Origin of the sequence: Streptomyces prunicolor NBRC 13075 (assembly GCF_000367365.1) — a bacterium.
GTDB classification, from domain to species: Bacteria; Actinomycetota; Actinomycetes; order Streptomycetales; family Streptomycetaceae; genus Streptomyces; species Streptomyces prunicolor.
In genome coordinates this window covers 179,427-201,273 of the sequence record NZ_BARF01000014.1, presented here as the reverse complement: position 1 = coordinate 201,273, position 21,847 = coordinate 179,427, and the positions used below count along the sequence as shown (strand labels likewise).

18 protein-coding genes are annotated in these 21,847 nt (G+C 70.4%); 9 read left to right on the top strand and 9 right to left on the bottom strand.

Going from position 1 to position 21,847, the window contains the following annotated elements:
• Positions 1–57 precede the first annotated feature (57 nt).
• The 9 genes from SPR02S_RS06685 to SPR02S_RS06645 all read left to right on the top strand — a co-directional run bounded on the left by SPR02S_RS06685 (position 58) and on the right by SPR02S_RS06645 (position 12,685).
• Positions 58–1,392: an ABC transporter substrate-binding protein gene (locus tag SPR02S_RS06685; RefSeq protein ID WP_026150292.1), complete on the top strand. Its 1,335-nt coding sequence runs from the start codon at positions 58–60 to the stop codon at positions 1,390–1,392.
• Between the two features lie 7 nt (positions 1,393–1,399).
• Positions 1,400–2,347 carry a carbohydrate ABC transporter permease gene (locus tag SPR02S_RS06680; protein WP_019056163.1) on the top strand — a complete coding sequence of 316 codons (948 nt, stop codon included), beginning with the start codon at positions 1,400–1,402 and terminating at the stop codon, positions 2,345–2,347.
• Between the two features lie 11 nt (positions 2,348–2,358).
• Positions 2,359–3,231 carry a carbohydrate ABC transporter permease gene (locus tag SPR02S_RS06675; RefSeq protein WP_026150291.1) on the top strand — a complete coding sequence of 291 codons (873 nt, stop codon included), beginning with the start codon at positions 2,359–2,361 and terminating at the stop codon, positions 3,229–3,231.
• Between the two features lie 29 nt (positions 3,232–3,260).
• A complete protein-coding gene (locus tag SPR02S_RS06670) occupies positions 3,261–5,993 on the top strand; it encodes a glycoside hydrolase family 38 N-terminal domain-containing protein (RefSeq protein ID WP_019056161.1) in 2,733 nt (910 codons plus the stop codon).
• Between the two features lie 57 nt (positions 5,994–6,050).
• Entirely contained in the window at positions 6,051–9,032 is a 2,982-nt protein-coding gene (locus SPR02S_RS06665; protein ID WP_019056160.1) for a glycoside hydrolase family 2 TIM barrel-domain containing protein, read from the top strand.
• 118 nt (positions 9,033–9,150) lie between these two features.
• Positions 9,151–10,878 carry an MOSC and FAD-binding oxidoreductase domain-containing protein gene (locus SPR02S_RS06660; protein WP_019056159.1) on the top strand — a complete coding sequence of 576 codons (1,728 nt, stop codon included), beginning with the start codon at positions 9,151–9,153 and terminating at the stop codon, positions 10,876–10,878.
• Positions 10,879–11,063: 185 nt separating this feature from the next.
• The gene (locus SPR02S_RS06655; RefSeq protein WP_019056158.1) at positions 11,064–11,468 is read left to right on the top strand and encodes a hypothetical protein; all 405 of its coding nucleotides are present in this window, start codon (positions 11,064–11,066) and stop codon (positions 11,466–11,468) included.
• Positions 11,469–11,625: 157 nt separating this feature from the next.
• Complete coding sequence (locus SPR02S_RS06650; protein ID WP_019056157.1) at positions 11,626–12,297, top strand: SigE family RNA polymerase sigma factor; 672 nt, start codon at positions 11,626–11,628, stop codon at positions 12,295–12,297.
• A 28-nt stretch (positions 12,298–12,325) separates the two neighbouring features.
• Positions 12,326–12,685: a hypothetical protein gene (locus tag SPR02S_RS06645; RefSeq protein WP_019056156.1), complete on the top strand. Its 360-nt coding sequence runs from the start codon at positions 12,326–12,328 to the stop codon at positions 12,683–12,685.
• A gap of 19 nt (positions 12,686–12,704) precedes the next feature.
• Here the strand turns inward: SPR02S_RS06645 and SPR02S_RS06640 are convergent, their stop codons facing one another.
• From SPR02S_RS06640 to SPR02S_RS06600, 9 genes are all read right to left on the bottom strand, one after another.
• Positions 12,705–13,700: a sugar kinase gene (locus SPR02S_RS06640; RefSeq protein ID WP_019056155.1), complete on the bottom strand. Its 996-nt coding sequence runs from the start codon at positions 13,698–13,700 to the stop codon at positions 12,705–12,707.
• Positions 13,697–14,344, bottom strand: coding sequence for a bifunctional 4-hydroxy-2-oxoglutarate aldolase/2-dehydro-3-deoxy-phosphogluconate aldolase (locus SPR02S_RS06635; protein WP_019056154.1), 648 nt, complete (start codon positions 14,342–14,344; stop codon positions 13,697–13,699). Before SPR02S_RS06635 ends, SPR02S_RS06640 begins: the two co-directional genes overlap by 4 nt.
• Before the next feature lie 30 nt (positions 14,345–14,374).
• Complete coding sequence (locus SPR02S_RS06630) at positions 14,375–15,196, bottom strand: hypothetical protein (protein WP_019056153.1); 822 nt, start codon at positions 15,194–15,196, stop codon at positions 14,375–14,377.
• Entirely contained in the window at positions 15,193–16,338 is a 1,146-nt protein-coding gene (gene dgoD, locus SPR02S_RS06625; protein WP_019056152.1) for a galactonate dehydratase, read from the bottom strand. The genes SPR02S_RS06630 and dgoD overlap by 4 nt, the downstream gene beginning before the upstream one ends.
• Positions 16,335–17,108, bottom strand: a complete 774-nt coding sequence (locus tag SPR02S_RS06620; protein ID WP_019056151.1) for a FadR/GntR family transcriptional regulator — start codon at positions 17,106–17,108, stop codon at positions 16,335–16,337. The genes dgoD and SPR02S_RS06620 overlap by 4 nt, the downstream gene beginning before the upstream one ends.
• A gap of 34 nt (positions 17,109–17,142) precedes the next feature.
• A complete protein-coding gene (locus SPR02S_RS06615; RefSeq protein ID WP_019056150.1) occupies positions 17,143–17,916 on the bottom strand; it encodes an SDR family NAD(P)-dependent oxidoreductase in 774 nt (257 codons plus the stop codon).
• Positions 17,917–18,000: 84 nt separating this feature from the next.
• Positions 18,001–20,067: an alpha-galactosidase gene (locus tag SPR02S_RS06610; RefSeq protein ID WP_019056149.1), complete on the bottom strand. Its 2,067-nt coding sequence runs from the start codon at positions 20,065–20,067 to the stop codon at positions 18,001–18,003.
• On the bottom strand, positions 20,064–20,912 hold the full coding sequence (locus SPR02S_RS06605; protein ID WP_019056148.1) for a carbohydrate ABC transporter permease: 849 nt from the start codon (positions 20,910–20,912) through the stop codon (positions 20,064–20,066). Before SPR02S_RS06605 ends, SPR02S_RS06610 begins: the two co-directional genes overlap by 4 nt.
• On the bottom strand, positions 20,912–21,847 hold the full coding sequence (locus SPR02S_RS06600) for a carbohydrate ABC transporter permease (RefSeq protein ID WP_026150290.1): 936 nt from the start codon (positions 21,845–21,847) through the stop codon (positions 20,912–20,914). Before SPR02S_RS06600 ends, SPR02S_RS06605 begins: the two co-directional genes overlap by 1 nt.

Below are 21,847 nucleotides of genomic sequence, written 5' to 3'. Positions count from 1 at the left end.
CGGGATCAGCATCGAGCCGCCTAGCACCGCCGCTAGTCGTTGTCTGGAACGGAAACCATGAGCAGCACAAGAACGCGCATCCGCCTCGGCGCCGTAGCCGTGGCCGCCAGTGTCGCCGTACTCGCCGGATGCTCGTCGTCCTCGCCGTCGACGAAGACATCCGCAGCCTCCTGCGCACCGGCGAAGGGCAAGGTCACCCTCCAGTACTGGAACACTGTTCCGGGCATGGACAAGGTCGTGGCCCTGTGGAACAAGAAGAACCCGAACATCCAGGTCGACACGAAGAACATCTCCAACGACCAGTACGGCACCCTCAGCAACGCCCTCAAGGCCGGGAAGGCCCCCGACCTCTCGCAGGTCGGCTATGACGAGCTGCCCAACCTCCGCACGCAGAACGCCTTCGTGGACGCCTCCGCCTGCTCGGCGGCCACCGCCGCCAAGTCGAAGTTCGTGCCGTGGACCTGGTCGCAGACCAGCTTCGGCAACACCGGCGTGTTCGCCCTGCCGCAGGACACCGGCCCGATGGCCCTCTACGTACGCAGCGACATCTTCAAGAAGTACGACATCGCGATCCCCACGACCTGGGACGAGTACGCGGCCGCCGCGGCCAAGCTGCACAAGGCGGACTCCAAGCTCGACATCACGTTCTTCGACCCGAACAACGCCGAGTGGTTCAACGGGCTCCTCTGGCAGAACGACTCCCAGATGTACAGCTACTCCGGCGACAAGTGGCAGGTCACCGTCGCGTCGGCACAGAGCAAGCAGGTCGCCGACTACTGGCAGAAGCTGATCTCCGGCAAGCTCGTGCGCACCGACCTCGCCAACGGTTCGACGCAGATGTACGCCGCGTACCAGAAGGACCAGATCGCCAGTTACGTCGGCGCCGCCTGGGGCTACAGCATGTTCCGCGACAACCTCCCCAAGCAGTCCGGGAAGTGGACGATCGTCCCGATGCCGACGTGGGGTTCGAACGGCGCCTCCGGTGACTGGGGCGGCTCGACCGTCGCGTTCATGAAGGGCAGCAAGCACCTCTACGAGTCGGTCGAGTTCAACACCTGGCTCAACACCGACCCGGAAGCCCTCGCCCTGGAGAACCAGCTGGGCGGCCTCTACCCGGCGGCCAACGCGGGGCTCCAACTGCCCGCGCTGTCCAAGGGAGTTCCGTACTACAACAACGAGAAGATCTTCGACGTCTTCGCCGACTCGTCCAAGAAGATCAACACCAGCTTCGCGTGGGGCCCCACCCAGAAGACGGTGAACCTCGCGCTCCAGGACGCGATGGCCAAGGCGGCGGCCGGCGACGGCACGCTCTACGACGCGCTGACGACGGCGCAGGCAGCCGCGCTGAAGTCCATGAAGGACCAGGCGATCCCGGCCGCGGCGGGCAAGTGACCGCGCAATGACCGACATCGCCACTCGCGCGGCGCGCGTGGTGCAGTCACCCGGGGGCCGTCGCCGACTCAACGGCGGCGGCCCCCGGGCGGGCACCATCTTCGCGTTCGTGATCCCGTTCTTCCTCCCCTTCGTGCTCTTCTACCTGGTGCCGGTCGGCTACGCGCTGTGGCAGAGCGTCCGCGTCGTCCGCCGCACCGGCGGGCAGTACGGCACCTCGTACACGACGTTCGGCGGCTTCGACCAGTACGAGAAGGTCTTCCAGAACAGCGAGTTCTGGTCCAGCGTCGGCCGCATCGGTCTGTTCGGCATCGTGCAGGTACCGGTCATGCTGTTCGTCGCGCTGGTCATCGCGCTGCTCCTCGACACTCCCCTGTTGCGGCTCAAGTCGGTCTTCCGCATCACCGCGTTCATGCCGTACGCCGTACCCGGCGTGATCGCCGCGATCATGTGGTCGTACCTCTACTCGCCCCAACTCAGCCCCGTCGTCGACCTGTTGAACGGCATCGGGCTCCACCCCGACTTCCTCGGGCCGGGTGCCGTGCTGTGGTCGGCGGCGAACATCTCCACCTGGCTGTGGACCGGCTACAACATGCTGATCATGTTCTCGGCGCTCCAGTCGATCCCGCAGGAGCTGTACGAGGCCGCCAAGCTCGACGGCGCCAGCAACTGGGCCATCGCCTGGCAGATCAAGGTCCCGATCATCGCCCCGTCGATCATCCTCACCACGGTGTTCTCGATCATCGGCACGCTCCAGCTCTACGCCGAGCCGGCCGTGCTGCGGCAGATCTCCTCGAACATCTCCAGCACGTTCACGCCGAACATGCTCGCGTACGCGGTGGCCTCCGGGAACAACTACCAGCAGGCCGCGGCGATCTCCGTGGTCATCGCCGTCATCACCTTCGTCCTGAGCTTCGGGTTCATGCGACTGACGTCGAAGAGGGCCGGCCTGTGAGCAACCGAACCATGAACAGCCTTTCCACGAGCGGCCGTTCCGTGAACCGCGAAAGCCAGGTCAGCCGTACGGCCGCGATGGCCCTGATGCTTCTCCTGGCGGTCTACTTCCTGCTGCCGATCTACTTCCTGATCGTCGCCGCCACCAAGCCGCAGGGCGACCTCGCCGCCACCAACGGCCTGACGTTCTCGCACTTCAACCTGTTCGAGAACCTGCGCGTCCTGTTCACCCGCAGCGACGGCATCTTCGGGCGCTGGGCCCTCAATACCGTGATCTACGCGGTGCTCGGAGCCGCCGTAGGAACGCTGATCTCCGCGCTGTGCGGCTACGCGCTCGCCAAGTTCCGTTTCCGGGGCCGGGAGTTCCTCTTCTCCGTCATCCTCGGCGGCGTCCTCGTCCCGACCACCGCGCTCGCCCTCCCGCTGTTCCTGCTGTTCTCGGCGACGGGCATCGTCAACACGTACTTCGCGGTGTTCCTGCCCAGCATCGTCAGCCCGTTCGGCGTCTATCTCGCGCGGATCTTCGCCAACGCGGCTGTCCCGCAAGAGCTGTTGGAGTCGGCGCGGCTTGACGGCGCCGGTGAGTTCCGCACGTTCTTCTCGGTGGCGTTCAAGCTGATGACGCCCTCGCTGGTGACGATCTTCCTGTTCCAGTTCGTCGCCATCTGGAACAACTTCTTCCTGCCGATGGTGATGCTGCAGAAGGAGTCCCTCTTCCCGATCACGCTCGGCCTGTACGAGTGGAACGGCCAGACCGCCCGCGCCCCGCTCCTCCAGGAGTCCGTCATCACCGGCTCGTTGGTGTCGATCGTGCCCGTGATCATCCTGTTCATCCTGCTCCAGCGGTTCTGGCGCACCGGACTCGCCGCCGGTTCCCTCAAGTGACCGTCCCCGCACAGAAGGTGTCTCCCGCCATGACCGACTCCGCTGTGTTCGTGCCCCATTTCCACTGGGACCGCGAGTGGTACGAGCCCTTCCAGGTGTTCCGGCACCGGCTCGTCGCCGCCCTCGACACCGTGCTGGAAACGGCGGAGACGGACCCGGACTTCCGGTTCACCGTCGACGGTCAAATGGCCGCGATCGAGGACTACTTGGAGATGCGGCCGGAGAACCGCGAGCGGGTCGCGGCCCTGGTCGCCGAGGGCCGTCTCGCAGTCGGTCCCTGGCTGATCCTGCTCGACGAGTTCCTCTGCTCCGGCGAGACCATCGTGCGCAACCTCCAGATGGGCTGGGCGGCGGCGGCCGAGCTGGGTGGCGCCATGCCGATCGGCTATCTGCCGGACATGTTCGGTCACGTCGCGCAGATGCCGCAGATCCTCGCCCGTGCCGGTATCGAGCACGCGGCGCTGTGGCGCGGAGTGCCCGGCTCGGTCGACGGCCACGCCTTCAACTGGCGTGCGCCGGACGGCTCCCAAGTCCGTACCGAGTTCCTCTTCGACGGCTACGACAACGGCCTCGACGTCCTGCTGGTACCGGACCGGATCGGCCGCGCGCTCGGCGACTACGCCGAGATGACGGCCGAACGGTGGGGCGGCGACCCGGTGTTGGCGATGGCCGGCACCGACCACAACGCGCCCGACCCCCAACTCGCCTCCTGGCTACGGCAAGCCGCCGCCGAGGGCCGCGCGATCACCATCGCCACCCTCGACGAGTACCTCCGCAAGCACGTCCGCGACGAGGTGTCCGCCATCGTCACCGGCGAGTTGCGCAGCCATGTGCGCGGCAACATCCTCCCCGGCGTGCTCTCCGTGCGGCTCGGGCTCAAGCAGCGGATGGCCGTCGCGGAGCGCACGGTCGACCACGCCGAGCGCATGAACGCCCTGTGGTCCCGGCGCGACGACTCGCCGTTCCTGAACCTCGCCTGGCACAAGATCATCGAGTCGACCGCGCACGACTCGGTCGTCGGCTCCGGCACCGACGAGACCTGCGACCAGGTCGCCGCCCGCCTCGCCGAAGCCGCACAGACAGCGCGTGCCGTACGGGACACGGCGCTCACCGAACCCGCCGAACTGGTCCCGAGCGACGGCTACTTGGTCGCCAACCCGCTGCCGTTCGACCGCTCGGTACTGGTCGAGGTGGACGTCGTGGCCCCGCCGGAAGGAAGCGCGCTCATCGCGACCACCGCCGACGGCTCGACAGCTCCCGTACAACTGATCTCCGAGGCCCCGACCGTCCTCAGCGACGAGCGCATGGACGCCTCCCAGCTCGAACGCGTGCTGCGCCGCATCCACCGCCGCGAACTCTTCGGCCGCCAGATCGACCACTACGAACTCACCCCCGGCGCCCTCGTGTTCCACCTCGCCGAGGTGCCGACCAGCGGGCCCTTCGACCTACTGATCCTGCGCCGCGAGGTCGCCGCAGCGGCAGCCGAACACCCCGGTGAGTGGCGGGTGCTGACGCTGGAGGAAGCCCGGGCCACCGCACTCGTTCCCGTGAACGTCCCCGCCTCCGGGCTGGCGTCCTTCCGGGTCGAGCCGAGCGACCGCCCCTCCGTCGCCGTACCGTCGCACGCGCCCGCCACGGCGACGGACCGTACCCTCTCCAACGGCCTGGTCGAGGTCGCGGTCGCCGCCGACGGCACCCTGGATCTGACCGGACCGGATGGCACCGTGCTGTACGGAGTGGGCCGGCTCGTCGACGGCGGTGACCGGGGCGACAGCTACAACTACGCTCCCCCGGCGCGCGACGTCCTCGTGTCGGAGCCGACGGAGATCGCCGTCGAGCTGGTCGAGAACGGCCCGTTGCGGGCGCGGCTGCGGGTCACCCGTGTCTACGCGTGGCCCGCCGCGCTCTCCGCGGACCGTGATGTGCGCGGCGAATGGACCGTTCCAACGCCGGTGGAAACGCTTGTGGAAGTGCGTGCGGGCGAGCCCTTCGTACGGGTCTCCACGTCCTTCCTCAACCAATCCGCCGACCACCGGCTGCGCTTCCACGTACCGCTGCCCGCGCCGGTGACCACCTCCGCGTCGGCCGGTCAATTCGCCGTCACCGAGCGCGGGTTGACCGCCGAGGGCGGCTGGGGCGAGTATCCGCTGCCGACGTTCCCGGCCGGTTCGTTCGTGTCGGCCGGTGCCGCCAACGTCCTGCTCGACCACTCCAGCGAGTACGAACTCGTCGGCGACGGCTCCGAACTCGCGATCACGCTGCTGCGCGCGATCGGCTCCATCAGTGTCAACATCCACCCCTTGCGCGACGAACCGGCGGCGAGCGAGATCCCCGTACCCGGTGCGCAGGACCTCGGGATGCGGATCGAGAACCGGTTCGCGGTCGTCCCCTCGGCGGCCGGTTGGCAGGGGGCGAACGCGGTCGCTCTCGCCGAGGAGTTCCGCAACGACGTACTGGTCACGCGCGGGACGGCACCCGCAGGGGGTCAACTGCCGCCCGACACACCCGGGTTGCGCATCGACGGCGAAGATGTCCTCGTCTCGGCCGTCCGCCGGGTCACCGACGACGAGCACGGGCCCGGCACCGAGGTGCGGCTGACCGCGATGAGTGACAGAGCGGCGACGACGGTCAGTGTGACGGGGTCGTTCAGCGAGGCCGCCACGGTCGATCTGCTGGGCCGAGCGATTTCCCGCACCCAGGTCCAGGACGCGCTCGAGCTCGTCCTCGGTCCATGGGAGATCCACAGCGTCGTGCTCCGGTAGGCCGCCATGATCGAATGCAATACGCCCGTTCTGCTCTCACGAAAGCGTTGTGACCTCGTGCTTCCCGAGTTCTCCCCTCATGTTTCCGACCTCGCACCCGGGCGCGGCGCCCTGCGTCCGGCGCGCTCGTGGCTGCACTCTGACGCGAACTCCCTTTCCCTGAACGGCTCCTGGCGTTTCCGCCTGTCCCCCACTGCGTCGGCGGCGGAGGACTTCGCGGCCGACGGCTTCGACGACCACGGCTGGGACAGCATCCCCGTGCCCGCCCACTGGGTGCTGGAGGGCGATGGAGCGTACGGCCGCCCGATCTACACGAACGTCCAGTTCCCGTTCCCGATCGACCCGCCGTACGTCCCGGACGAGAACCCCACCGGCGACTACCGCCGCACCTTCGCCGTCCCCGCCGACTGGTCGGACGCCGAGCGGGTCGTCCTGCGCTTCGACGGTGTCGAGTCCCTCTTCCACGTGTGGGTCAACGGGATCGAGATCGGCGGCGCGAGCGGCAGCCGACTGGCCCACGAGTTCGACGTGACGTCCGCCGTACGCCCTGGTGAGAACGTCGTCGCCGTACGGGTGCACCAGTGGTCGGCGGCCAGTTATGTCGAGGACCAGGACCAGTGGTGGCTGCCGGGCATCTTCCGGGACGTCACCCTGACCGCCCGTCCGGTCGGGGGCATCGAGGACGTCTGGCTGCGGAGCGGTTTCGACGACGGGCGCGGGCGGGTCGAGACTGAGGTCGCCGCCGCCGCTACGGCGTTCCCGGTCACCCTGCGCATCCCCGAACTCGGTGTCGAGCGGGTCTGGGCGACGCCGGACGAGGTGGCCCCCGTCGACATCGCCGAGGTGGAGCCCTGGTCGGCCGAGCTGCCGCGCCTGTACGACGCCACGGTGTCGACGGCCGCGGAGACCGTCTCCCTGCGGGTGGGTTTCCGTACGGTCGAGATCCGCGGGGACCAGTTCCTGGTCAACGGGCGGCGGGTCGTGTTCCACGGGGTCAACCGGCACGAGACCCATCCCGAGCGCGGCCGGGTCTTCGACGAGGCGCACGCCCGCGAGGACCTGGCGCTGATGAAGCGGTTCAACGTGAACGCGATCCGCACCAGCCACTACCCGCCGCATCCCCGGCTGCTCGACCTCGCCGACGAGCTCGGATTCTGGGTGATCCTGGAGTGCGATCTGGAGACGCACGGCTTCGACAAGGTCGGCTGGGTCGGCAACCCCAGCGACGACCCGGCTTGGCGCGCGGCGTATCTGGACCGTATCGAGCGCACGGTCGAGCGGGACAAGAACCATCCCAGCATCGTGATCTGGTCCCTCGGCAACGAGGCGGGCACCGGCAGCAACCTCGCCGCCATGTCGGCGTGGGTCCACGCCCGCGACGCCGAACGCCCCGTGCACTACGAGGGCGACTACACCGGCGAGTACACCGACGTCTACTCGCGCATGTACGCGTCCGTGCTGGAGACCGAGCAGATCGGCACCGACGGCTCACGCGCCCCGCTCCTCAACTGCACGCCCGCACAAGGCGCCAGGCAGCGCACCAGGCCGTTCCTGCTGTGCGAGTACGCCCACGCGATGGGCAACGGGCCGGGCGCCTTCGACCAGTACGAGGCGCTGGTGCGCCAACACCCGCGCCTGCACGGCGGGTTCGTCTGGGAGTGGCGCGACCACGGCATCCTGTCGAGGACCCCGGACGGGACGCCGTACTACGCGTACGGCGGCGACTTCGGAGAGGTCGTCCATGACGGCAACTTCGTGATGGACGGCATGGTGTTGAGCAACGACGTGCCGACCCCGAGCCTCCATGAGTTCAAGGCCGTCGTGGCACCGGTGCGCTTCGCCTTCGACGGCGACAAGGTCGCGATCACCAACCTCCGGCATACGACCGACACGTCGGACCTGCGCTTCCGCTGGCGGGTCGAGCATGACGGAGTGCCCGTGGAATCACGGGAGTTGGCGGTCCCCCTCGTCGCGGCGGGCGACTCGGGCCGGGTGTCGCTGCCGTCGGTCCCGGTGTCGCCGGACGCCGAGACCTGGGTGACGGTCGACGCGGTGCTGGCGACAGCAACCCCGTGGGCGCCCGAGGGTCATGTCGTCGCAACTGCCCAGCTGGACCGGTCGGTTCGCCGTCCGGTACCCGGTGGCCGTGGCCGGTTCGACTGGCAGCCCGGCGACGGGACGCTCACGCTCGGCGTCGCGGAGTTCGTCGGCGGGTCTCTCGTCAGGCTGGGCGAACGGGCTGTAGCAGGACCGCGGTTGGAACTGCTCCGGGCGCCGACCGACAACGACAAGGGCGCGTGGGGCGAGGTCGTCGAGAGTGACGCGAGTGTCTCCGGGGTGTCCAACGCCGAGCTGTGGCTTCGTGACGGGCTCGACCGGCTGACCTCGCGCCGGGTGTCCGTGGAGCAGAGCGCGGACGCGCTGCGCACGGTCGACAAGGTGTCGGCCGCCGACTCGGCCCTGTCGGTACTGGTGGAGTCCGTCTGGTCGCGGGCGGGCGACGGCGAGGTGGAGCTGCGGGTGGAGATCCAGCCCTCACGCGGCTGGCAGACGGTGTGGCCGCGGATCGGGGTCCGTTTCGACCTGCCCGACGGCGCGGCTCCGGTCGATGGCGCCGAGTGGTTCGGCCTCGGCCCGCTGGAGTCCTACCCGGACAGTGTCCGCGCGGCCCGCACCGGCCGCTTCTCGGCGACCATCGGTGACCTGTCGGTCGACTACGCGCGCCCCCAGGAGACCGGTCACCGCTCCGAACTGCGCCGACTGGCCCTGACCAGCGGCGACACCGAGGTGCTGCACATCGAGGCACTCCCCGACCCGCACGGCCGCCGTCCCGGCTTCACGCTCAGTCGGCACACCCCGCAGGAGATCGCCAAGGCCGGTCACCCCTTCGAGCTGCCGGAATCGACGACGAGCCGGCTGTTCGTCGACGCCGCCCAGCACGGGCTCGGCTCCCGGGCCTGCGGTCCGGACGTGTGGCCCGAGTTCGCGCTGCGCCCGGAAGCCCGGACGATCAGGCTCCGGATCACGGCACCGCGCTAGAACGGCGCGGCTGAGGGCGCGGTCTCGCACAGCGGGGACCGCGCCCTCAGTATGGGAAGGGACGGCCTGCCGTACCGGTCGTCCTGTGGGAAGAGTTCCCCGTGGGAAGGAGTTCCCCGTGCCCACCCTGCTGTCGGTGAATGTCGGGATGCCGAAGGACGTTCCCTGGCAGGGCAAGACCGTCTACACCGGTGTGTGGAAGTACCCGGTGGTCGGCCCGGCGATGGTCCGCCGGCTCAACATCGACGGCGACGGCCAGGGCGACACCGCGGGCCACGGCGGTGAGCAGCGGGCCGTACTCGTCTACCAGATCCAGTCGTACCGGCACTGGCAGCGGCACTTCGGCCGGGACGACCTCGGCTACGGCCAGTTCGGCGAGAACCTCACCGTGGACGGCCTGCCCGACGACGAGGTGTGCATCGGTGACCGGTACCGCATCGGCGAGGCCGAGTTCGAGGTGACTCAGCCGCGCGTCACCTGCTACCGCGTCGGCATGCGCTTCGGCGAACCCGAGCTTGCCGCGCTGCTGGTGAGCCATCACCGTCCCGGGTTCTACATGCGGGTCGTGCGGGAGGGCCGGGTACAGGCCGGCGACCGGATCGTACGGACCGGAACCGGTCCGGGCGCGCTGAGCGTGGCCGATACCGACGCGCTGCTCTACCTCCCCGGCCGCGATCCCGCCAAGCTGCGTCTCGCCCTGGACGTGCCCGCGCTGAGCCCCGGCTGGCAGGGGTCGTTCCGTGAACTGCTCGCCGCAGCCGACGGTACGGCGACCACCGCCCGCCCGGCCTGGAACGGTTTCCGCGCGCTGCGCGTGACGGACGTGGTCCCGGAGAGCACGACGGTCACCTCGATCCGGCTGACCGCCCCGGACGACTCCCCGCTCCCGGCCGCCCGCGCGGGCCAGTACCTGACCCTGCGCGTCCCCACTACGACCGGCCCCGCCCCCGTGCGCAGCTACTCACTGTCCGCCGCACCCGACGCCGGCAGCTACCGGATCAGCGTCAAACACGAGGCCCACGGCACCGCCAGCGGCTACCTCACCACGCGGCTACGACCGGGTACGGTCCTCGAAGTCGCCGCGCCCCGTGGGGAGTTCGTGTACGCCGAGGGCGTTGGACCGGTCCTACTCGTCTCCGCCGGTATCGGTCTCACGCCGGTGCTGTCCATGCTGCACGAGCTTGCCGCGCAGGGCAGCAAGCGCGAGGTCTGGTGGATCCACGGCGCCCGCGGCCCCCGGGAACACCCCCTCGCAGCCGAGGCCCACGAGCTGCTCACCTCGCTGCCGGACGCGCACGAGCACGTCTTCTACAGCGCGGCCACGCCCGAGGAACTCCGGCACGCCCATGCCACCCCGGGACGCCTCACGAAGGACAGGCTGCTCGCGCTGTCGGTCCCGGCCGACGCGACCGCGTACGTCTGCGGCCCCGCCCCCTTCATGACCGACATGCGGCAGGCCCTCACCGAGGCCGGTATCGACCCCGCGCACATCCGCACCGAGCTCTTCGGAACCCTGGGCGCGATCAACCCCGGCCTCACCGACCACCCCGCCCGCGCACCCCACCCGCCCCAAGGCCCGCCCGGAACCGGCCCGTTGGTGACCTTCGCCCGCAGCGGCATCGCCGTCCCGTTCGACGCCGACAACAACCGCAGTCTGCTCGAACTCGCCGACGCCTGCGACGTACCCACCCGCTGGAGCTGCCGCACCGGCGTCTGCCACACCTGCGTCACGCCCCTGCTGTCCGGCACGATCACCTACTCCCCCGACCCGCTGGAGCCACCGGCCGACGGCGAGATCCTGATCTGCTGCGCCCGACCCGGCACGGACCTCGTCCTGGACATGTAGGAGCCGTCACGCACGCCCCGTAGAAAAGATTCGCCCCGTAGAAAAGATTCTTCCGACCTGCAACCTCGATGCCCTCGGAACGTCTGTCCGGGTGGAGGCGCCTCCGAGCCAGGGCCTTCGCCACGGGAAGCCAGCCGTGGCGGCGGCCCGCCAGTCCCGTCAGCATCGACGATTCGAGGAATCACATGTCTGCAGGTCAGAGCACCGTCCGCCGCAGCCTCCGCGCGGGCCGGGTGCGGATCGCCCTGGGCGTCACCGGCGCCGCCGCCGCGCTCGCCATCGGCGGCTCGTTCACCGCCCACGCCGACAACTCCGCGTCCGAGCCCAAGCCGGTGCCCACCCAGGTTACGTACACCGAGCTGTGCCCGGCGCCGGTCGAGGCGGTGCCGGACGGGGTGGACAACACCGTCAAGGGCAACCAGGTGTCGTACACGACGCTCAGCGATGACCCGGTCGACGCGGTGCCCGGCGGCGAGTGCGTGGACCCGGGCCCGAACGTCGGCGACCCGGTCGAGGCGACACCCGACGGGAAGGACACCGCCCCGGACCACTCCGCCAGGGACGCCAAGCCCGCTCCCGCCAAGCGCTGACGGAGCAGACGGACGCGGCCGAGCGCCGCTGATCGGCTACGGGCCATTCGGCGGCCCGCGCCGAGGTGGAGCCGCCGGGTACCTGCCCGGCGGCCCACCGCCCGCCCTCCCGGCGAAACCGGACGACTGTACGAAGACCTTGCTGTCCTGGAGATCCATGAACGCGGCGACGACCCCGGCCTACGGCACACCGACGGGCAGGTACAGCCCCCCACGTTTCCCGGCCCGCACCTGGTCGGACGCGCTGCGACGGGCGCTACGGCACCTGGTGCGCGGGGTGTCGCAGCCGCGCGAGGACCTCCCGGTGGCGCCGGACGCACCGGCCGTACCCGCCGACCTCGGCGAACCCGGCATCGACGAGCTCTACGCCCACCGCCGCCTACCCCTCGTCCGCCTGGCCCTGCTCCTGGTGGACGACCTCCCCACGGCGGAGGACGTCGTGCAGGACGTCTTCGCCGCGCTCTACCGCCGCCACGGCGAGCGGCTGACCGGCCTGGACAACCCCGACGCGTATCTGCGCACCAGCGTGGTCAACACCTCGCGCTCGGTCCTGCGCCGCCGCCGTACGGTACGGGCCCACGTGCCCGAGCGCGAAGGGCACGCACCCTCGGCCGAAGAGCCTGTGCTGTTGCGCGAGGAGCACGGTGAAGTGATCGCCGCCCTGCACCGGTTGACCCGGCGGCAACGTGAAGTGCTGGTCCTGCGGTACTGGTCCCATCTCAGCGAGGCCCAGATCGCCGACACCCTGAGCCTGTCCCGCGGCGCGGTCAAATCCACCGCGAGCCGCGCACTGGCCGCCCTGCGCCGAGAGTTGGAGGCGTCCCGATGACCACACGCGTGACCCCGGAGGCGTCCCGATGATCGAACAGGACCTCGGTTCCGGCCTCTCTCCGGACCCCCTCGAAGAACGGCTGCGCAACGCCCTGCGCGCCCGGGCCGACTCCGTCGACCTCCACACACTGCGCGCCCCCGCCCCGCCGACCGGCCGGCCCCGGCTGTTCCGGCTCCCGGCCCTCCACCCGGTCCGCCGCACCGCCGTCGCGCTGCTCGTCGTGGCCGCCGCGGTGATCGGCGTCCTGTTCGTGGCGATCCACGAGGTCCGGGAGACACCGGTCCCTCCCGCGAACCGCCCGTCGGTGTCACCCACCCCCAACGCCACGGACGCCGTACCTGATCCTCCCGAGTCGGGCGGGGTCGACGCGTCGCGTCATCCTTGACCGAGCGCGATGCACCTGGTCACCCGCACAGACTGGTCCCGGCCCCGGCCGCCCACTCGCTCGTCGGAAGCGCAAGGAGCCGCTCGATCCGGGCGCTGTCCGGCAACGGGCCATGATCAGCGGTCACCTTGAGCGCCGAGGCAGCCGTGATGTGTCCCAGCCGCAGCGCACGCTCCATGCCCTCACCGCGCAGCAGCCCGGTCAGGACTCCGGCGGCGAACGCGTCGCCCGCGCCGACGGGCTCCACCACGTCCGTGTCCAGCGCGGGCACGGTCCGTACGCCTTCGTCGCTGAAGGCGATGGCGGAATGCCCGCCGTCCTTGACGACGAGAAGGCGTGGGTGCGGCAACAGCGCCCGTACGTCGGCTGGTTGGAGGTCCGCGTCCCACAACTCCCGCGCCTCGTCGAGGCCGACGAAGGTGATGTCGGCCCGGTCGGCGAGGTCGCGCAGCACGGTGGCGGCCGTACCGGGCGGCCACAGCGCGGGGCGGTGGTTGACGTCGAAGCTGATGGCGTACGGCCGGTCGGCGGGCGGGACGGTGAGCGCGGTGGCCACCAGGCTCCGGCAGGACGGGGACAACGCCGGTGTCACGCCCGTGAGATGGAGGATGGAGGCCGATCCGAGCCTGCCGTCGTCGAGTACGTCCGGGCCCATCGCCGATGCCGCCGAGTTGCCGCGGTAGTAGTGGACCCGGGTCCGCGAACCGGTCGGTTCCTTCACGAGCAGTCCCGTGGGCCGCTCCGGATCGCACCGCACACCACTCACATCGACACCCGCCGCACCGACCTCCGCGAGCACGCGCCGTCCCAACGGGTCGTCGCCCACGGCCGAGAGCCACGACACGGGGATCCCCAGGTCGGCCAGATACATGGCCACGTTCGACTCCGCCCCGGCCACCGACACCCGCAGATCGTCGGCACACTCCAGCGACGAGGACGGAGCGGGGGCAAGGGCAGCCATGGTCTCCCCGATACAGACGACCGCGCCTTCCGTCGACCGCCATTCGCTCGTCATGATGCCTCCCGTGCGAACGAGGCTTCCTCAACGACGGTGAGAAAGGCGCGAGTTCGGGCGCGGAGCGCGGTCAGGCTGCCGCCATCGGCCGCGTCGCCGATCAGGGGCGAGCCGACGCCGACGGCGGTCGCTCCGGCGTTCAGGTACTCCCGCGCGGCCAACTCGTCCACGCCGCCCACCGGTACGAACACCTCGTCCGGGAACGGGCCCCGCAACGCCTTGAGATAGGCGGGACCGCCGGCCTCCGCGGCCGGGAAGATCTTCAGCGCGGCGACACCGAGGGGGCGTGCGGCGAGGATCTCGGTGGGGGTCAACACCCCGGCGATCACCGGCAGTTCGAGTCGGTGCGCCTCGCGGATACCGTCCCCCAGTGCTGGGGTGACGGCGAAGTTCGCGCCGGCCCGGTGGGCGGCGCGGGCGTCGTCGGCGGTCAGGACCGTACCGGCGCCGAGGGGTCGGTCGGGGCCCAGTTCCTTGCGTGCTCGCTCGATGACGGACAGGGCGTCCGTGCCGGTGAGGGACACCTCGATCAGTTCGACGCCCTCCTCGGCGAGGGTCAGTACGGTGCGTACGGCGGCTTCCGGGTCGGTGCCGCGAATGATCGCGACGAGACGGTGTGCGGCCAGGGCCGCTCGCAGATCCATGTGACGAATTCCCTTCCTGTACAGGTCGGTTCAGGCACAACGGCAGTTCGTGGTCAGCGTCAGCCGCCACCGCACCTCGCCCGAGGCGGGTACGCGCGCGGCGTCATCAGGGCCCGCCTCGGCGAGGTCGAAGACGCGGCCGAGCATTGGTTCAACGCCGGTGCTGCGGTAGGAGTACGGGGCGGGAAAGCCGCCGAGGTTGCGCCACAGTGCGATGGACGAGGGCTGCCCGTCGGCTTCGAGGGCGAGTGCGAGCCGGTCGTCCTGGTCGTGGACGCAGCAGTGGGAAGCGTCCACGACCGCTCCTACGGCGGTCCCGTCGTCCGGACCGAACCGGTCCAGGCGCAGTCCGCACGGCGTGGGCCAGCCGCCTCCCACCCATGGGGCGCCGGTCGGCCAGGCCCGCTCCAACAGCGGCGCCGCCTCGGGGAAGAGCCGGGTGCGCGCCCCGTCGCGGATGTGCAGATCCGCACCGTCGGAGAGGTCGAGGAGAGCATGGGCGGCCCATACGAAGCGGAAGCCGGCGTAGGCCGTCAGGATGTAGTCGGCCACGGCTCCGTCGGTGGTGGCACGCACCGTACGCGCCAGGGTGAACCGATCGCAGTGGAGGATGTCCGCAACTCCCGCTCGCTTCCAGGGTCTTGACCAGGCGTCACCGTGGTCGGGGGCGCCCCGGACCGTCGGTATGCACTCCTCCAGTCCGCCCGCGTCCACGAAGGTGTCGCCCGGGGAAACGTTGTCGCGTTCCGGTGCCTCGCGCCGCCACAGCCACTCACGCCCCGCCGTGGTGCGCAGCGAGGTCCAACGCCCGCCGTGGGCACGGTCGATAACGATGTCCAACGGCACGGTCACCACTCCGCGAAGGAGCCGTCGGGGTGCCGCCACACCGGATTGCGCCAGGCGTGACCGGTGCGGTCGGCGGCGCGTACGGCGGCCTCGTCGATCGTGATACCCAGGCCGGGGGCGTCGCCGCGCAGGGCGTGGCCGTCGACGAACCGGAAGGGCGCCGGGTCGACGAGGTAGGAGAGCAGGTCGGCGTCCTTGTTGTAGTGGATGCCCCGACTCTGCTCCTGGATGAGGAAGTTGGGGGTGGCGAACGCGACCTGGAGACTGGCCGCCAGCGCGATCGGGCCGAGCGGGCAGTGCGGGGCGAGTTGGGCACCGTAGGCCTCCGCGAGGGAGGCGATGCGGTGGACCTCCGAGATGCCGCCGGCGTGGGACAGGTCGGGCTGGGCGACGGCGATGCCCGCGGCGAGCACGGGCAGGAACTCGGCGCGTCCGTAAAGGCGTTCACCGGTGGCGAGCGGTACCGGGCTCGACTCGACCAGGCCGGCCAGCTGACGGCCGTGCTCGGGCAGGACGGGTTCCTCGACGAACAGCGGGTGCAGCGGGGCGAGTTCGGCCAGGACGCGGCGGGCACCGGCGGCGGTGAAGCGGCCGTGGAAGTCGACGGCGACGTCACGGTCGGGGCCGAGTGCCTCGCGGGCGGCGGCCACGCGGGCGACGATCGCGGCGGTATCGGCGGGGGTGGGGATCGGTGAGGTGGCTCCGGCGGCGTTCATCTTCACCGCGGTGAAACCGGCCTCGACCTGGGCGGCTATCTGCTCGCTGAGCTGGGCGGGTTCGTCGCCGCCGACCCAGGCGTAGACCCGGACGCGGTCGCGCACGGGACCGCCGAGCAGGGCGTGGACGGGGGCGCCGTACGTCTTCCCGGCGATGTCCCACAGCGCCTGGTCGAGACCGGCGACGGCGCTGGAGAGGATGGGGCCGCCTCGATAGAAGCCGCCCTTGGACATGACCTGCCAGTGGTCCTCGATCCTCAACGGGTCCTGGCCGACGAGGTGTTCGGCCAGGACGTCGACGGCGGCGCGCACGACCTCGGCGCGCCCTTCGACGACCGGTTCGCCCCAGCCGATCACGCCCTCGTCGGTCTCGACACGGCAGAACAGCCAGCGGGGCGGGACCAGAAAGGTCTCGACACGGGTGATCTTCACTGAGACCGGGAGCCTTCCGTTTCTTCGGAGTCCTGAGCGGAGGCCGCTGGGGAACCCTCTTCCGCGTCGCCGAGCCGGTCCAGGTCACGGCCGGCCTGGTCGAGCAGGGCGCGCATCGCGGCCTCGGCGGCCTGCGGGTCCTGGTCGCGTACGGCGTCCAGTACGGCGCGGTGGGCCGGGACCGGGTCCTCGCTGTGCGGGGCGCTGTGCACGATGCGGTCGCGGTGCGCGAGGCCGGACTCGATCACCATCTCCATGCGTTCGAGGAGTTCGTTGTGGGTGGCGGCGAGCAGCGCGCGGTGGAAGGCGAGGTCGGCCTCGACGGCGTGGGCGGCGCCGTTGCCCTGCTCCCCCATCGCGTCGAGGGCGCCGTCCAGGGCGGCCAGGTCCGCGTCGGTTCTGCGCTGGGCGGCGAGGCGTACGGCGGCGGGTTCGATGATGGAGCGGACTTCGGCGAGGTTGTGCAGCAGCGCCTGGTCGGACTCCGAAGTGGAGGCGCCCTCGAACTGCCAGCGCAGCACGTCGGCGTCGAGCAGGTTCCACTCGGCGCGGGGGCGTACGAAGGTGCCGCGACGCTGCCGGGCGTCGACCATCCCCTTGGCGGCGAGCACCTTCAGCGATTCGCGCAGCGCGGTCAGGCTCACGTCCAACTCGCTCTGCAGCGCGACCAGATCGAGTGTGGCCCCTTCGGCGATCTCACCGCCCAGGATGCGGCGGGCGAGGAGTTCCACGGTCTGGCCGTGGACGCCTCGACGGGCATAGGGCGTCATGTCGTACAGCCTTTCTGCTGGTTGGGGAGCGTGGTCATGCGGAGGCCTTGACGACGCTCCAGCCGCCGTCCACCACGAGACTCGTCCCGGTGATGAAGGAGGCTTCGTCGGCGCTGAGGAACGCGATGGCCGCGGCCACTTCCTCGGGCGTGCCGAAGCGGCGTGCGGCCGTCTCGGCGATGCTGCGTTCCCGTTCCTCGGGCGGCACTCTGTCCCAGGCCGCGGTCAGTATCGGTCCCGGGAGGACGGCGTTGACGCGCACAACAGGCCCGTATTCGACGGCGAGTTGACTGCACAGGGAGAGCAACGCGCCCTTGGCGGCGGCGTAGGCGGGATGCCCGGGGATGCCCTTGTGGGCGTGCACGGACGAGGTCAGTACCACCGCTCCGGCGCGTTCGCGTAGATCGGGCAGCACCGCCCGGAAGCCGAGGAAGCTGCCGGTCAGGTTGACGTCGAGCTGCCGCTGCCAGGACGGCAGGGTCATCTCGTGGGCGGGTGTGACGTCGACGGTGTAGGCGTTGCTGACGAGCACGTCGACGGGCCCGAAGGCGTGCGCGGCGCCGACGATCCGCGCCCAGTCGTCCTCGCCCGTGACATCGGCGGCCACGAACCGCGCCCGCCCACCGTCTTTGCCGATCCGCTCCGCCACCGCCTCGCCCCGCTCCTCGGCTACGTCGGCGAGCACCACCGCGGCTCCCTCCTCGGCGAGGCGTACGGCCGTGGCGGCTCCGATACCGGAGGCCGCGCCGGTGACCACGGCCGTGCGCCCGGTGAAACGGGCACCGATCCGTCGTACGGACTGCTCCATCGAGTTTCGACTCCTTCGCGACCTTCGGGTCCTTCGCGTCTTTCACGAGTAAGGGCTTGCTGGAAACATAAGGGGCTCACTCGCTCATTCGCGCACGAGCACGACCAGGTCGGCATCATGATCGCGACTCCAGGCGAACGGCAGCCCGTAGTGCAACAGATGCGCTCCGCCGTACGACGTTCCCGTCGCCGTGTCCCGATAGCGCGCCGCCGGTTCGAGCCCCCGCAACCGCAGCCGGTCCGCCCGCCCCGGCAGGAGCGGCGCCCCGTCGAGCCGCCCGGTACTCAGCGCGGCGACGACGGTCCGGTCCCCGGCGTCGAACTGCACCCCACAGCTCGGCTCCTCCGGCGTACCGAGGAGCCGCGCCTCACCATGGTGGATCACGTCCCGCACCTCCTTGTACCGGCCGATCCACCGGGCGGCCTCGGCCCGCTGCTCCGGCGTCCACGCGCGCAGGTCGGCGCCGACGCCCAGCACCCCGCACATGGCGTTGACGAACCGGAAGGCGAGACTGCGCGGGCGCGGATCGAAGATGCCGGGCGCGTCGGTGACCCAGGAACTCATGACGTGCGGCGCGTGCGCGTGCAGGAACCCGTACTGGGTCGAAAGCCGGTCCAGCGGTGCGGTGTTGTCGCTGGGCCACACCACGTCGGTGCGCGCGATCGTCGCGTGCTCGATCCGCCCGCCGCCGCCCGCGCAGCCCTCGACGGTGACGTCGGGGTGAGCGGAACGGAGGTGGTCGAGGACGCGCAGGTATCCAGCGACATGCTCGGCGTCGAGATCGAGGCCGCCGGCACCGGGACGACCCCGCTCGGTGGGCGGGCGGTTCATGTCCCACTTGAGATAGCTGATGGCGTAGGTGCCGAGCAGCCGGTCGAGTGTCCCGATCACGAAGTCCTGGACGTCGGTCCGGCCCAGGTCGAGGAGCAGCTCGTTGCGGACGAGTCGGCCGGGGCGGCCCTCGACGCGGTAGACCCACTCGGGGTGTTCGGCGTACAGACGGCTCCCCGGGCTGACGGCCTCGGGCTCTATCCACAGACCGAAGTCCAGGCCCAACGCCCTTACGTCCGCGATGAATTGGTCGAAGCCTTGCGGGAAGGCGGCCGGATCGGGCCACCAGTCCCCCAGCCCCCCGGTGTCGTCGGCGCGTCCGGTGAACCAGCCGTCGTCCACGACGAACAGCTCGGCCCCGATATCGGCGGCCGTCTTCGCCAGCTCCAGTTGCGCGGCCGCGTCGACGTCGAAGCCGGTGGCTTCCCAGGAGTTGTAGAGGACCTTGCGGGGGCGGTGCAGGCGCTCGCCGGAGAGATGTCGTTCGTAGCGGTGCCAGACGCGGGAGAGCCCGTCGAGTCCCTCCGGGCTGAAGGCGCAGGCGAGTTGAGGGGTGGCGAGGGTCTCGCCGGGGGCGAGGATCACCGCGCCTTCGTGTGGGACGCGGCCCGCCCGCACGCGCACGGCACCGCCGGGTTCGGCCTCGGCGGTGATGTGCCAGTTGCCGGGCCAGGCGAGGGCGATGCCGTACGCGGCCGGCGATTCGCCGTCCTGCACCGCGAGCCAGGGTGCGTAGGCGTGTCCCGGTACGCCCTGGAGGCTGCCGATGGTGAACGTGCCCCGGGGCAGGTCGAGTTGGGTGCGCTGGAACTCCTGCGACCACTGGCCCGTGAGGTAGGTCAGGCGGGCGGCTCCGGTGACGGGGATGTTCACGGCGGCCGAGTCGAACCGCTCCAGACGAAGTTCCTGCGAGGCGGCGGTGAACTCTGTCCAGCGGAGGATCACGTCCGTGCCCGGCACGGTCTCGTAGTGGAGGACAGACTGGAGGCCCAACAGCTCGTCGTGGAAGGCGAGTCGGAGGGCGCCCTCGTCCGTCTCCGCCCCGACGAACTCCCACCACATGCCTCGGTCCTCGCCGTCCGGACGCGACGCCACCAGCTCGGAACCGGCGAACGGCCTCAGTCCGTACGGGAGATACTCGGCCGGCGCCGCGTCGGCGGGTGTGATGAAGTGCGTGCGTCTCGACCAGTCCAGCGCGGACGGACCGTCCTCGACGCCGAGTGGTCCCCATGCGTCGAGTTCGGCCCAGGGGCCGTCCGGGGACAGGCGCACGGTGTAGCTGGTGTTCTCCGTGCGCAAGGTCCAGCGCTCGTACGTCACTTGACCGCCCCGAGGTTGAGCCCCGCCACGAAGTGCCGCTGGAAGCGCAGGAACACGGCGACCGTGGGTGCGGCGGCGATGACGGACCCGGCCGCGATGACGTTCCACATCGACACGAACTGGCCCTGAAGTCCGATGAGCGCTGCGGTGATCGGCATCTTGGTGTCGCTGCGCAGCACGGTGATCGCCCAGAGCAGGTCGTTGAAGATCCAGGTGAAGGAGAGGGCGCTGAGCGCGGCCAGGGCGGGGCGGGTCAGCGGGAGGATGATCCGCCAGAAGATCTGCCAGGGGCCGGCGCCGTCGACGACCGCCGCCTGTTGGATCTCAGTCGGGATCGAGCGCATGAATCCGTGCAGGACGAAGACGTAGAAGCCGACGCCGAAGCCGATCTGCACGCCGACGAGTGCGGGCAGGGTGTCGAAGATGCCCATCACTTCGCTGAGCTTGGAGACCGGGATGAGGAGGATCTGCGGTGGGAGGAGGTTGCCGCCGAGCATGAGGAGCAACAGGGAGCGGCGGAAGCGGAGTTCGTAGCGGCTGAGGGCGAAGGCGGCCATGGCGGCGAGGGCCAGCGTGATCAGGACGCAGGGGATCGTGACGATCAGGCTGTTGATGAGGGCGCGCTGCTGGCCGCCGTCGACCCAGGCCTGGTGGAAGTTGCCGAGGGTGAAGGAGTGCGGCCAGCTGCCCAGGCCGTTCGCGGCGATGTCGTCGAAGGAGCGGAGGCTGGTCACCAGGACCAGGGCGATGGGCAGCAGCCACAGGATCGCCAACGCGCCCGCGCCCAGGTGGAATCCGGCGGTCGCGGCACGCTTTCGGCGCAGGGCCGTGGAGTTGGCGGACATCAGTCGGCCTCCCGGAACGCGCGGACGAGGTAGGAGCAGATGACGCCGAAGGCCAGCACGAAGATGACGACGGCGAGTGCGGAGCCGTAGCCGAGTCGTAGGGACTGGAAGGCGGTTGAGTACATGTAGGTGCTCAGCAGCTCGGAGGAGTGGTAGGGGCCGCCGCGGGTCAGTGACCAGACGACGTCGAAGGAGCGGAGCGAGTCGATGACGATGACCGACAGAACCACCGCGTTGACACTGCGCAGTTGGGGCAGGGTGACGTGCCGCAGGCGTTGCCAGGCGCCGGCGCCGTCGACCTTGGCGGCCTCGTACAGTGCGGGGTCGATGCCCTTGAGGCCGGCCAGGTAGAGGACCATGACGTAGCCGATCTGGCGCCAGAGCGCGGGCACGATCACGGCGTAGAGGGCGGTGTCCTGGTCGGCGAGCCAGGCGTGGCGGAGGCTGCCGAGGCCGACGGACTGGAGGAGTTGGTTGAGGACGCCGTCGGGTTGGTAGATCGCCTGCCAGACGAGGGCGGTGGCGACGAGTGAGAAGACGACCGGCAGGAACAGGGCCGCTCGGTAGAAGCCGACGCCGCGGCGCTCCTGTTGGAGCAGCAGGGCTGCGGCGAGGCCGAGCACGGCGGACAGGCCGCCGAAGAGGACGAGCCAGAGGACGGTGTGGCCGGCCGCGCTGCGGAAGACGTCGTCGTGGGCCATCTCCCGGAAGTTGCCCAGGCCGACGAACTGCGGTGGGGAGACGCCGTCCCACTTGGTCAGGGCGAGGTAGAAACCCTGCACGGCGGGCCAGAACACCCATACCGCCTCGACAAGGAGCGGGACGAGGACGAAGGCGAGCACCAGCGGGGGTGTCCGCCGGGGGCCCCGAACCCGCTTGCCCTTGGCGGGCGTTGGGGTCGGGGACCTCCGTTCGGGCGCGGTCAGGACGGCCAT